This is a genomic window from Pseudomonas sp. Z003-0.4C(8344-21) (assembly GCF_900104975.1).
Classification (GTDB): Bacteria; Pseudomonadota; Gammaproteobacteria; order Pseudomonadales; family Pseudomonadaceae; genus Aquipseudomonas; species Aquipseudomonas granadensis.
Genome location: NZ_LT629756.1, coordinates 875,431 through 886,562, shown reverse-complemented (window position 1 = coordinate 886,562; position 11,132 = coordinate 875,431). Strand labels below are relative to the sequence as shown.

Annotated in this window: 14 protein-coding genes; 7 read left to right on the top strand and 7 right to left on the bottom strand. The window is 53.7% G+C overall.

Features of this window, described 5'->3' with window-relative positions; all coding sequences use genetic code 11:
* The first annotated feature begins 65 nt into the window (after window positions 1-65).
* Window positions 66-623: a hypothetical protein gene (locus BLU24_RS04095; RefSeq protein WP_093106439.1), complete on the top strand. Its 558-nt coding sequence runs from the start codon at window positions 66-68 to the stop codon at window positions 621-623.
* An 18-nt stretch (window positions 624-641) separates the two neighbouring features.
* On the opposite strand, the gene BLU24_RS27945 is transcribed toward BLU24_RS04095, so the two are convergent.
* Together BLU24_RS27945 and BLU24_RS04085 are read right to left on the bottom strand one after the other, a co-directional pair.
* Entirely contained in the window at window positions 642-848 is a 207-nt protein-coding gene (locus BLU24_RS27945) for a hypothetical protein (protein WP_093097762.1), read from the bottom strand.
* A gap of 18 nt (window positions 849-866) precedes the next feature.
* Window positions 867-1,274 (bottom strand): hypothetical protein, encoded by a 408-nt coding sequence (locus BLU24_RS04085; protein WP_093097760.1) that lies wholly within the window; start codon window positions 1,272-1,274, stop codon window positions 867-869.
* Between the two features lie 281 nt (window positions 1,275-1,555).
* On the opposite strand from BLU24_RS04085, the gene BLU24_RS27940 reads away from it, so the two are divergent.
* Complete coding sequence (locus tag BLU24_RS27940) at window positions 1,556-2,071, top strand: DUF7693 family protein (RefSeq protein ID WP_231990190.1); 516 nt, start codon at window positions 1,556-1,558, stop codon at window positions 2,069-2,071.
* A 174-nt stretch (window positions 2,072-2,245) separates the two neighbouring features.
* On the opposite strand, the gene BLU24_RS04075 is transcribed toward BLU24_RS27940, so the two are convergent.
* The 3 genes from BLU24_RS04075 to BLU24_RS04065 all read right to left on the bottom strand — a co-directional run bounded on the left by BLU24_RS04075 (window position 2,246) and on the right by BLU24_RS04065 (window position 5,048).
* A complete protein-coding gene (locus tag BLU24_RS04075) occupies window positions 2,246-3,274 on the bottom strand; it encodes a restriction endonuclease (RefSeq protein WP_093097758.1) in 1,029 nt (342 codons plus the stop codon).
* 184 nt (window positions 3,275-3,458) lie between these two features.
* Window positions 3,459-4,559, bottom strand: a complete 1,101-nt coding sequence (locus tag BLU24_RS04070) for a DUF4238 domain-containing protein (protein ID WP_093097756.1) — start codon at window positions 4,557-4,559, stop codon at window positions 3,459-3,461.
* An 81-nt stretch (window positions 4,560-4,640) separates the two neighbouring features.
* The gene (locus tag BLU24_RS04065; RefSeq protein WP_231990218.1) at window positions 4,641-5,048 is read right to left on the bottom strand and encodes a helix-turn-helix domain-containing protein; all 408 of its coding nucleotides are present in this window, start codon (window positions 5,046-5,048) and stop codon (window positions 4,641-4,643) included.
* Between the two features lie 201 nt (window positions 5,049-5,249).
* Between BLU24_RS04065 and BLU24_RS04060 the strand changes: the two genes are divergently transcribed.
* From BLU24_RS04060 to BLU24_RS04045, 4 genes are all read left to right on the top strand, one after another.
* Window positions 5,250-5,645, top strand: coding sequence for a DUF6957 family protein (locus BLU24_RS04060; protein ID WP_020308628.1), 396 nt, complete (start codon window positions 5,250-5,252; stop codon window positions 5,643-5,645).
* A 40-nt stretch (window positions 5,646-5,685) separates the two neighbouring features.
* Window positions 5,686-6,156 carry a hypothetical protein gene (locus BLU24_RS04055; RefSeq protein WP_093097754.1) on the top strand — a complete coding sequence of 157 codons (471 nt, stop codon included), beginning with the start codon at window positions 5,686-5,688 and terminating at the stop codon, window positions 6,154-6,156.
* A 2-nt stretch (window positions 6,157-6,158) separates the two neighbouring features.
* Complete coding sequence (locus tag BLU24_RS27935) at window positions 6,159-6,548, top strand: hypothetical protein (RefSeq protein WP_093097752.1); 390 nt, start codon at window positions 6,159-6,161, stop codon at window positions 6,546-6,548.
* A gap of 230 nt (window positions 6,549-6,778) precedes the next feature.
* A protein-coding gene (locus BLU24_RS04045) for an IS3 family transposase (RefSeq protein ID WP_197677836.1) occupies window positions 6,779-7,998 on the top strand; the annotation gives its coding sequence in 2 pieces (ribosomal slippage) (window positions 6,779-7,124 and window positions 7,124-7,998; 1,221 coding nt in all).
* Between the two features lie 155 nt (window positions 7,999-8,153).
* Here BLU24_RS04045 and BLU24_RS04040 read toward each other — a convergent pair.
* Window positions 8,154-9,635 (bottom strand): Shedu immune nuclease family protein, encoded by a 1,482-nt coding sequence (locus BLU24_RS04040; RefSeq protein WP_093097750.1) that lies wholly within the window; start codon window positions 9,633-9,635, stop codon window positions 8,154-8,156.
* A gap of 157 nt (window positions 9,636-9,792) precedes the next feature.
* A complete protein-coding gene (locus BLU24_RS04035) occupies window positions 9,793-10,233 on the bottom strand; it encodes a 3'-5' exoribonuclease (protein WP_093097748.1) in 441 nt (146 codons plus the stop codon).
* Window positions 10,234-10,701: 468 nt separating this feature from the next.
* Between BLU24_RS04035 and BLU24_RS04025 the strand changes: the two genes are divergently transcribed.
* The gene (locus tag BLU24_RS04025; RefSeq protein WP_093097744.1) at window positions 10,702-11,028 is read left to right on the top strand and encodes a hypothetical protein; all 327 of its coding nucleotides are present in this window, start codon (window positions 10,702-10,704) and stop codon (window positions 11,026-11,028) included.
* Window positions 11,029-11,132: the final 104 nt, after the last annotated feature.

Here is an 11,132-nt window from a genome sequence, read left to right as displayed (position 1 = left end):
GCTTCAGGCGCCTTACCCTCCTCGTATGATTGCAGGATCCGCGCCCAATGCCTCAAGATAGGATAATGTCATTGAAGTTGCTCACAACGCTTTGGAGCGTCATCAGCCCCGACCGCCGCCCCGAGCGTGAGAAAGCGCGTGAACGTGAGTTCATCCGGGCGGCGAACTCCTTGAAGACCCTCAAGGTGACACCCGAGGGTGGGATGTCCATCGATCCCGAAGAGCTCCGCGATCAGATAATCGCCTCGCGTGAGCAGTTGAAGCACCTTGTCCACAAGCCAGGAGCGCCTAGCAGGTCATTAACGCCAGCGGGAGACGTCCAGGCGGAACAGGAAGCGAGTCCCGCCGTAATGACTTTGGTGAACGCCTTGGACTTTATCGAGGTGGTGGCTTGGCGTCGGTTGCAGACCGGCGCTGCTGTGCGCTACGTGTGCCTCCAGTCTACAAGTCCGGGGCGATCCGCTGTCGCTACAGCCAGTCTGTTCACAGAAGCCATAGAGAGTCTCCCTACTTGGGTCGACGGCAATACCAACAGGCAAGTTGCAAATGCCTTGCAGAGCGGTGGACTCCATTGGTACGCGACTTTGAGCGAGGCGATGGATGCCTGGGATGCGGAGCTTTGATGGCTCCACTAGGAGTTTTCACTCACACCAAGGCCCCCACGTTGGCGGGTTGTCCACGAGATCGATGGACGTACCGAGCTCGTCTTGCATGTGTTCGAAGACTCTGTCGAGACTTGGATGAGCTTTCGATTCTCGCAGTGCGTTCACTAATTCCAGTAGCTCTCGGCCTTGGGCCACAGGCATTTGGATATCGCAATACACAGTGTCATCGTTGTCTCGTTCCACGTCTATTCTCCGCCTGCATCAATCCAGCTTGGGCTCACTGCAGGCAGCTCTGTGTGCCTTGAGATGCTGCATCTCTGATTGCCAGCAAGCCAGGAATTTATACCAGTCCGAGGCGTATGGCCCATCAAGCAACCTGGTCGAGCCGATACTTGCCTGGTTGAAACGCTCCCTCCAGGGCTGCGGAATAGTCTGCTCCAAAATGATGTCGATTCCGGAATGGCGATGCCGCACCGTGACACAATCCCGAAGCTGGTTGAGCTCAAGTGCCTTGACCGTATGAGGGGAGTTTTTTCGCTCTTGAAGTTCAAGGTCATCAAGGATGGATAAGGCATCGAACGCCTTCGACTCGCCTGGGGATATGCTCGATAGCATCCACAAAGCCTTTCGTCTCTTGGCTTCTAGTTCGCGGAGATCATTGTGGGGCATTTGGGTTACCTCTTGCTTGAGCCAGGCGTCGCTGATGGCGTGCCGCCTGCGGCGTCAGGCTGCGGTGAATCGAGCCCCGCCAAGGCGTGTCTCGCCCTGCGGGCGCGCATCCTTCATGCCTGTGCGCTCCGCTTGCTTGGTGTTGGTGGCTCTGTAAAGCCTAGATTGTGACGCATCCTGCCCTCATCATTCGCAGCTCAGCATCGTTATCCAAAGCGTTCTGTTATCGTTCTAAAAGTAATTTAGTCGCTCTTAGTCACCAGCCTTCTGGGGAGCCGGGAATGGACACAACTCGACGTGTACCAGGCAGAGCCTACCAAAAGGTTCGCGATCCCGAGCGCCTACTCATTGAAGAACGCGCCGAAGCTCTATCCGCTGCTGGCTACCCGCTGCCAGCTGATGACCCGGCTATGTACGCTGAGCAAAGGCTGAAAGAGGCCAGAGCGGCAGCGCGTTCATCCCAGGTAGGTAGCGTTAGCGTAAACACTGAGGCTGAGCTCTCCGCAAGAGAGGTATCCCAGGTACTTAGGGAGGCGATTTTCGGTCGAACCGTCATGAGTAAGGTGGGTCATGAATCGTGGGACGAGATTTATGCCGGCCACTTCCAGATCAATGTAGACGGTTGGAAGGTCTCGATTTACAACGACTGCGATGAGCTCGACTACTGCGAAAACTGCGTGAGCCCAGATGGGCGGCGCTGGTCGTTTGACGCAGGAGATCGATATGGGACTGATCCTGTTGCCCTGCTCTCCGTCTGGGAGCATCAAACACTCGAGAGGCTTTTGAAGGAAATCTGACTTAACGCATTCATGGAGCGCCCCTGACGGGGACTGCTGTCGTAGACCATGCCCTGGCTAACGCCAGTGTCATGGCCCGTAGGGCTTCCATCCTCGCGCCTTCGGCCATGTTGGCCTGCGCGCTCCCCCACAGTATCAAGACGTCTCATAGGCAACCACCGAGCTGAAAAATTTCTACCTGCCCAACCCCATCAGAAACTCGTCGACCCGTTCGAATAAATAAGTATTCGGGTCTCCGCCATCATCCTTCGCGATGAGCAATTTCTCTATTTGGGGCACGGTGAGTGAAACAATCAGCTTTCCTCCTTCTCGCATGGCACCTCGGATAACCCTGTCTGCTGAAGGGGCACACCCTTTGGGCGATATCATAATTGCAAGCTTTCTAAGGGCTGAGGGATACAGATATCGCTCAGTCGTAACCACCTCTTTCTGAGTGATTGGGTCGGTATAATTTTTGAACTCAAAAATCACGTACCGGCTGCCCAAATCATCGAGCATGAGTTTCCAGATTTCAGCGTTAGGAAGTATTCGACATATGAGATCCCTGCGGTGAAGCTCATCATCGGTATTCGACTGTTCATGCCATCCATGGAGGTCGGTTTCAAACAGATACTTCAAAGCGGCGATACACGCGTCCTCGAAAGCAGCCGCCATTTTTCGTCCAGGTCTGATATCCAGAAGTGTATCGGCCAATCGGCGCCCAGTCTTTTGGGGCATCCCTTTAGTTTCGGAAAGACCGGCTTCTAGCGCCAAGGCTGGCTTGGTGTAGGGAGATGTCGTTGCTTCGAAGAAGTGCTCCAGCTTCCGTGTAAGTCCTGGAAATCCAGCCGCGCGTCTGAATAGTTCCGCAGCATCCCAAATTTCGACCAGAGGGTATGCCTTCGCAGCCTCTGCCAAGCTGGGTGTTAATGGGCACGAAAAAGCAAGGATAGCAACGCGGGCTCCTACCAGCTCTCTTACACTATCTGCCTGTCTGAGAGCCTTCAGAAATAGACTGGGGGTGGGAGGAGACAAATATCTGTAGTGCTTAACTTCAGCTACGCCAACCTCACCGTCCCTAATAAAGGAAACGTCGATCTCATAATGCCTTTCCAAGGCAGTCATGCCTTGAGGGTTGTTGCGAACATCCTCGTAACCCTGCGCCCGAAATATCTCGGCGACAAGCCGCTCCAGGTACTCTCCGCTTGAGTTGATATTGTGCACAAAAGCTCCTGTGAGCTACCTGTAGAAGACCACCAAAAGTCTGCCATCGGTCGTCTATAATTTTTTGATAGTAAATCCTACTGGTGGCGCCCAGGTTGGTGTAGCACACCACATCCACCAAAATCTCATGACTTTGTTTCAAACCTAAAAACCGCCAAGGCAGGGCCGCTCATTTGAGGTAGCTTTAAGTCATCGGGGAGCCACCATTCTGATGCGCTCGTACTGTCTCTAAGTTCTCCATCATAAGTTTAAAATCCGCTACGAATTCCGGGTCACGATCCTGCCAGCGATCTCCGAACCGGTTTGCCTTTCTCTTAATTTTGACCACTGACAGCCATCGACTGAGCCTGAACTGAGAGCGCCATACAAAATGTTGGGCTGAGAGCTTATCTCCGCCGATGGGTACGGGCTCTGTGGTATCCCAATTGCTTTGAAAGAGTGAGTCTGGCTCAAGCCTTTGGCAACTATCTTTGACGTACTGAGCTTGAGAGCTCGAACTAAAAATCACTGACGACGTCCGACTTCGGAACTGCAGAGAGTTCAATAACCTGACGTCTTCTGTAGAATTTAACTTGGTAAAGCCATCCCGCCCACTGCCCACCTTATAGGTACGACTATCATAAAAGGTAAGCATTAAGCGATTTGATATGGGTAGAAAAATGTGTACCCCCTGCTTCGTCAGGCTGGTGGCACACATACCAGTTTCGTCTTTTAAATACCAATTATAAAAGCAGGATGGATTGTCTGAAAGTACAAAATCCAAGGGTGTTGAGTTAATAAATACATGGGGCTCCAGATCTCGAATGAGTGGCCAATTCAAAGCGCTTCCGACTGCTGAGATCCTTAACAGATCCTTCTCATCCTCAAGCACTATCGATACCCCTTCAAACTCCTTGGGATCATGACCAAGGATTTTAAGCTGCTGGGTCACATACGAGTCTGTGTAGCTTTTCAAATTACCTCTTGCCGTCCCGTAAGCGCCGGGTGTTCTTCCTAACTGAACCAAAACAAAACGAAGAAGATCGATGTCCTGACGCGGAATTCTCTCAGTTGGGTTGGCTATTATCTGAGCAATCTTAGGGGCTGCCAGCGCCTCAACGGTACAAAGAAAATTTTCAACTTGGTTATCTTTGTCGTAAAAGAAGTTTTCTGACAAAACACCTTCAGGCTTGGTGGAGCGAAGAATATCGCGAGAGCTATCGTATGTCCAAACTTTGCCTTTGATAGCAAAGTTTCTAATTAATAATCGAGGGACATAATGCTGATTTTTTGTGATGTTAACCATGTAAACTTCCGTATGTAGTCCATGTAGCGATGTTTGCCTACCAGAAACTTCGACAGGAGCATGAGGCTGGACACCCGGCACTCACTCAATGTGCCAAAGCCGACCAACGGTGCTGCGTGGCAGTCCCAACTGCCGACTGACTTCCAACTGGGAAAGCCCAGTATTCTTCAGTTCCCGTACCGCCTTCAGTTTTTCTGCAGCAGCGGCTGATTGGGGGGCTACAAGTTTGTTTGGCTCACTAGGGAGCACCTCGTCGAGAACACCCAAGACGAGCAATTCAGCGAGCGTCGCATTCAAAGCTGAGCGTGCCGTCTTACCCTCATGGGAGGCAGCTACCAGTGTGAGAAATGTAAGTGGTGTTACCCCCAATGCCTGAGCGATATCAGCAGTTAGGTCGACACTGGCTGATCTAGTCGATGCCTCCAATCGGCTGATGTGCCCTTGATCGGTCTGGGCTTGGAGCTCTGTCTGCGATAAGCCCCGCCGCATCCTTAGCCACTGTAATGTTGCTGCGTACGCCTTGCGCAAAGACATCCAGGCTGTTCTCCCCCAAAAGGAGACGGTATGCCGCGTTTGATTGATCCCATTCAAATGTATATAGTCATAGCGATGGGATTTGCGGCCTGCCTGCGCCAACCAACACGTGCGCCGCACGCTGAATTTTGCTGTCGTCATGAGGATCATCAATTTATGGGTAATTCTTCGGAGCACGAGTTGCTCCGGGAGGGTGAGATATCGTCCTTCGGAACAGAGCTACCTCAAGCCGAAATAGAGGCATTGGTGGCGGATCGCTTCGGTCGGAAACCGTACTGTTTGGTCGAGGACTGGCTCATCTTTCACGTGGACGAGCCTCCTGAGTCGCTCGCCAGGGTACGCGCCATAGGCCTGCAGACAATGTTCCTTTATTCCCATTGCGTCACCTACGACAGCCAGGGCCGGTTCCCTCCAGGGGGCTGGGTACGCTCGACCCTGTGCAAGTCGTTTGACGGCGTTTGCCTGTTCGAGACCCGGAATACGGTGTACGCCTTGGTAGGCAAAGGGCGCGAGATGACCGCATCGCTCAAGACAATATTCGGCTTATGTTAATCGCAGGCGCTAAGCAGGCCTGCTCCAAACGAGATACACGATGTTCAGGATAAGCATGCAAGACCAGGCCGGCCCGGTGGGTATGTTCGGGGACGGTCTCGCTCACTTCCACGCCATGTCGCGATCCTTGGTTACCCATTGGTATCACGTGAGCCTCAAGCGCCGGCATGAAGGGCGATTCGTAGCTTATGAAGAGATGCTGAACGATGAGCCTCGCTTGGTGGAGCTGCTGGTCTCCCAAGACGAGAGCATGGTCATTCAAGATGTCCAGGTCGTTACCCCGGCATGGATGAACAAAGGGTCAGGCTGGAAGATGGAACAGCTGAAATCACTTTCCATGGGGTTCAACCAGGCAGAAGTGCCAATCTGTGTTCTGCAGGTCGAGAGTGGCGAGGTGTACGTCAATACTCATCAGCGCGATCTGGATGTTGATGCCTTGGTTGGGGTCAGGGAGCTATATCGGCACAGTGCTGCGACCACCGACGTAGCCTCAGCGTCAGAGGCCGTGTAGCCATGGACGACATCAATACCGTCGCAGTCGATTTACACGAAAAGCGCTACTCGGACTTCGACCTCCTTCGCATCAGCAAAGCAGTGAGTCAAGACTACGACGGGCTAGTCACAGCCTATCTGGTGAATGTCCATATTCATGCGTGCAGTGCCGTTGGCGTTGTGTTTGGTCACATTTGCCCTGGGCCCTACCAACGATTTGCAGATGGAAGGCTGATTCGGACATCGGACATTCAGTCCGTTAAGAAGGAAGGTAGGTTCTGGGTGATCAACACGGTCAACTCGAAGTACGTCATCGCGACGTTTAGGCGTGATGTCGGACGGCGTAGTCTGCGTGAATTCATGCGCATAGCTGGAGACAGGTATCTGCCAACGCCTGATCGCCTCCAGTAGTCGTTGATCGTTGTTTTGGGCTTGCCCCTCTTCAGGGACGCCCGCCAAGGCAGAAACCCGGAAAATCCGGGTTTCTGCCTTGGCGGGCGTCACCCACAGGCCTCTGGCTCATTTAGCGCCTGCGCGCTCCGCTTGCTATCCTGATCGGCAGATTCACGGGTGAACGAGCCCCATGAAAGACAGGACACCGTTCCCCCCTTAAGATAAGGGATAGGCAAACGGGTATGTTTATGACTAACAGCAACGATAAGGGTGGCGAGTTGCTCGGCCAGGAACGCCGACGCCGCTGGAGCACCCACCAGAAACTGGCCATGGTTCGCGAGAGCCTTGAACCTGGACAAAGCGTGTCCGTGGTTGCCCGACGCAACGGCATCAATGCCAACCAACTGTTCCTGTGGCGCAAGCTGTATCAGGACGGAAGCTTGTCAGCAGTCAGTGCCGGCGAAGCCGTGGTACCGGCGTCCGAGCTGAGCGATGCGCTCAAGCAGATCCGCGAATTGCAGAGAATGCTGGGCAAGAAGACGATGGAAGCGGAAGTCCTCAGAGAGGCCGTGGAGATCGCCCGTTCGCGAAAATGGATTGCGCACTCACCCTTGTTGCCGGGGGACGACCAGTGAAGCTGGTCAGCGAATGTCTCGGTGTGTCGCGCTCCCAATTAACGGTTCGAATCAAGCAATCGGTTTCGCCCAAAGTACGGCGACCTCGGCTCGTCAACGATACGGAGTTGGTCGCCGAGATTAAGCAGCAAGTGAGTGAGTTGCCGAGCTATGGCTACCGTCGGGTTTGGGGTTTGCTTCGCCGCGAGCGTGAAGTCCAGTCGCTGGCTCCGCTCAATGTGAAACGGGTCTACCGCGTCATGCGTGATCACAATCTGCTGCTAGAACGACGCATCAAGCAGCCAGGCGTACAGCGCCGGCATGAAGGCCGAATCGCCGTCACTACCAGCGATACCCGCTGGTGCTCGGACGGCTTCGAGTTCCGCTGCGACGACGGTGCAAAGTTGAGCGTAACCTTTGCCCTGGACTGCTGTGATCGTGAAGCTATCGGCTGGGTCGCCAGCCCGACGGGCTACAGCGGCGATGACATCCGAGACTTGATGTTGGAAAGCGTGGAGAAACGTTTTGGCGATCAGCTACCGAGCACGCCGGTGCAATGGTTGAGCGATAACGGCTCGGCCTATATCGCCGAGCAGACGCGCTTGTTTGCCCGACAAATCGGCTTGCAGCCGGTAACGACGCCGGTACGCAGCCCGCAAAGCAACGGCATGGCGGAGAGCTTCGTGAAGACGATCAAGCGTGATTACGTGGCGCACATGCCCAAACCGGATCGAGAAACGGCGTTGTGCAATCTGACGATTGCCTTCGAGCATTATAATGAACAGCATCCGCACAGCGCTTTGAAATATCGGTCGCCGCGAGAGTTTAGGCGCTTGGCAGCAGCATCAATTTAACGGGGAGTTGGTGTCCGATTTGGTAGGGGCAAGTCCAACGGGGTGGCTTTCACCCCCTGATCAGTCTGGACACCATAGATCAGCAGCCCGACCTCTTTGGGCGACCCAAAACTGCTGTACAGCCTCAGCGGCCCCTCTATCCAGTGACGGACATTCTAAAATGGTAAGTCTTCATCACTGAGGAGCAAGTGCGCTACTGGCGGTTTTGGCGTCAAAGCTTTATGAATGCCCTCAAGCCGACCTAGCATCTCGTCGAAGGTAATCACCAGGACATCCTTGAGGCTGTTCCGATACTGCTCGAAGGCTCGCTGCTCACCAATCTTTGATGGGGTACGGCCAATGATGACAATGGCCGCCATGGCATGTGCGTGGACACGGTCATCGAGATCCTCGCTCAGACCGAGAATGTTCTTCTGCAGAACGCTTCGCTGGCTAATGACCTGGGCCACGGATCCGCTGAGCTCGTAAGAGGGTACGTAGGTCTTGCGGTAGGCTTTTCCGAGCAGGTCGTGCTGAGGGTGCTTGATCTCGATCAGAGCAAGGTTTCCGGTGGCCTTCGCAGCCATCAAGAAGTCGGAATACTGGCCCCCTTGACCTCTGATGTCTTTACCACCTACATAGGGCTGTTCTGCAATCATCTTGACGGGATAACCGAACGCCATGTCGAGTACGAAAGAGTGCTCACTCAGGAAGCGTTGCCACTTGTTCTCGGCGGCGTGGCTTTCCAGCATTTTCCGGTACACCTCAATGAGTTCGCCGAGCGTTATGAGCTCGATCTCAGACCTCAGCTGATACAGGGTTTTCGGTGAAGATTTCGCCAGCGCGGAGACGCTTTGCTGGGCAAGCATGACTGCCTGCTTTTGATCTTTGGGTGATAGACGAGGCGCCACTGACCCCAGCGCTACAAGATTTGCAAGCAGATCTGGCGGGAGCTTGCGTTCACGTGGAGGATAAAGCTCGGGGGCCGCTTTGTGCAGGAGCCCCGTGTAGCAAACAAGTTTTTTGTCGGCAGCGGTTTCTCGCTGATGCCGCTGAGTTAGCCGATCAAGGCTTCGCTCCATTTTCTCAAGCTGGGCAACGCCTAAACAGAAATGATTGCCCTCGATTTTCGCATCAAAATTCCCTGGCCCACCATGCAGAAACAGTGTGTCGATCCCCTCCAGATCATTTAAAGCCTGGATGATATATCGGTACTCGTAGTGGAAGCCGAGACCGTAGCGCCAGTCTTTGGTGAGCCCTACAGGGAGAAGTCCTAGCAAATCCTCAAGCTCATCCTGATTGTTAGGATGTGGATATTCTTGGAAGACAGGGCGAGTAATCACTATCGACTGGATGTTGTTGTACTTGGGCTTACCGTACTCAGAATGTTCCGAGCGGGCGTTGATAGGATAAATGGTCAAATACTCGGAGGTGACCATCAATAGGAGATGCCAGCCTGACCCATTGTCCGGCAGGGGTACATCGCTGTAGAAAACGAGTGTGGGGCCATAGTAGTCATTTTCGTCGTATTCGCCCGACTCCAGTGCTTCGAGTTCTCCCTCGCTCAGCCCTCTCGCTTCACCATTATCGAAACGAAGGAATGGGCCGCCATCCGCGCGCTGTTGCATGGCGTACTGTGAGGGGCGCATGGATGGCATGTGCTTTCGTCCTTGATCGAGATATGGTTTCTACTTGCCCACGCACTGGCGGGCCGAGTGCGAGTCTAGCGAGCCGCTAGTGTTTTGGAGAGGGATTGATGAGAGCTTGTCTGGAGAGAGCGGTATAACACTGCGAAGGCTCCAAGTCGTTTATATTTTAACTGAACATGCCAGCGATAATCCTGGCGTCGAGCAACGCGTGGTGAGGCAGCTCCTCACCCTCGCTAATCGGAGAAAGGGTCGTTGCGTCAGTAGGGAAATTACGAACGATTCTGGGCCATCGCCCGCAGTCATAGACCAGATCGCAAAAAAGCTCCCAGTCGTATTGGGGAGCATCCGTGACGATCTCGACCTCCTTTTTGAACGACGTCAGAAACCTGAGCAGCGACATCCTGGCTTCAACAATGGGCAGCGCATAGCTCCCACCCCACAGCTGCGGAAGCACGATTTCCTTTACGAAATCACTGCAGTCTTCTTCTTGCCAAGCTTCGAGCAATTCCACGTAGAATTCGCGCCCATCCTCCGCCACCAATGCGAGTGATATCAGCTTCGCAGCCGCCGAGAGCTTGGTAAACTCGCAATCAAGAAAGAGCCTCATGTTGCCGGAACTCCGTTATGACTAGGCCTCGCCTGGATATGGTGCAGGAAGGTCAGCTGTGGGAAATGGCTCTCAAGCATTTTGGCTCAGACGGGCTCCTCAGGATAGTCATAGAAATGTGGAGTCATGCTGCGCCTCCGCCCAAGCCAGTCGTGGAATACCTGTCCACCAAACAGGTGAGCCAAGAAGTCCTGAATATACTGAAAACTGCCCAGGAGCGAGTGGGTGCATTCGTTGCGGATCGGACACCGGTTCCAGACACCGTAATGCTGTACTCCCGGCATGCCAGTGACCTAGCGGACGAGCTCATTACGCGACTGCCGAAGGTGCAACTTTCCCGAGCCTGGAGGGGTTTGTGTCTTGAAATTGACCTAGGCATTTGAAATCTCCTCCTGCTCCATAGGGCATCTTGGCGTGAGCCTTCCCAAACAACTTGTTGAGTTAATTGCTGTTCTATAGAGACGATTTATGAAAGCTGATTTAACTGAGGAAGAAATGCGCCGCGCCTTGTTCGGTACAGCTAAGCCTGAAGAGGTTCTTGCATCTCCAGCACCGGAACCTGTGACAGAAGTCGTCTTCACGAAGCCGATAGCTGAGTCTGCAGCCAAGAAGAAACCGGCGAAACCGTTCACGCCTAGGCTCAGGGTTACGCTTCGAGTTGGAAACGAATTTGAGGGGAAGATGCACGAGCTGATCCATGAGGTCGACACGCTGAGTTCGTTGCTTGCTGAGCAAGATGCTGTGAAGGCTGCTAGGAAGAAATACAAATACGTGGAAGTGGAATCCGTTAAGTAGATGTAAAAGACACCGCTGTGAGGAATTGCCTACCTGGTAAAGATCGCTGAGCAGCATCGGGGGATATTCTGATTGTTGATCGAAGCGTCGATGCGGCCAGTGGA

What these genes read in the sequence shown, in the direction of transcription:
- BLU24_RS04095 (WP_093106439.1), top strand. Translation starts at nt 66, where the DNA reads ATGTCATTGAAGTTGCTCACAACGCTTTGGAGCGTCATCAGCCCCGAC.
- BLU24_RS04085 (WP_093097760.1), bottom strand. Translation starts at nt 1,274, where the DNA reads ATGCCCCACAATGATCTCCGCGAACTAGAAGCCAAGAGACGAAAGGCT.
- BLU24_RS27940 (WP_231990190.1), top strand. Translation starts at nt 1,556, where the DNA reads ATGGACACAACTCGACGTGTACCAGGCAGAGCCTACCAAAAGGTTCGC.
- BLU24_RS04070 (WP_093097756.1), bottom strand. Translation starts at nt 4,559, where the DNA reads ATGGTTAACATCACAAAAAATCAGCATTATGTCCCTCGATTATTAATT.
- BLU24_RS04065 (WP_231990218.1), bottom strand. Translation starts at nt 5,048, where the DNA reads ATGCGGCGGGGCTTATCGCAGACAGAGCTCCAAGCCCAGACCGATCAA.
- BLU24_RS04060 (WP_020308628.1), top strand. Translation starts at nt 5,250, where the DNA reads ATGGGTAATTCTTCGGAGCACGAGTTGCTCCGGGAGGGTGAGATATCG.
- BLU24_RS04055 (WP_093097754.1), top strand. Translation starts at nt 5,686, where the DNA reads ATGTTCAGGATAAGCATGCAAGACCAGGCCGGCCCGGTGGGTATGTTC.
- BLU24_RS27935 (WP_093097752.1), top strand. Translation starts at nt 6,159, where the DNA reads ATGGACGACATCAATACCGTCGCAGTCGATTTACACGAAAAGCGCTAC.
- BLU24_RS04040 (WP_093097750.1), bottom strand. Translation starts at nt 9,635, where the DNA reads ATGCCATCCATGCGCCCCTCACAGTACGCCATGCAACAGCGCGCGGAT.
- BLU24_RS04035 (WP_093097748.1), bottom strand. Translation starts at nt 10,233, where the DNA reads ATGAGGCTCTTTCTTGATTGCGAGTTTACCAAGCTCTCGGCGGCTGCG.
- BLU24_RS04025 (WP_093097744.1), top strand. Translation starts at nt 10,702, where the DNA reads ATGAAAGCTGATTTAACTGAGGAAGAAATGCGCCGCGCCTTGTTCGGT.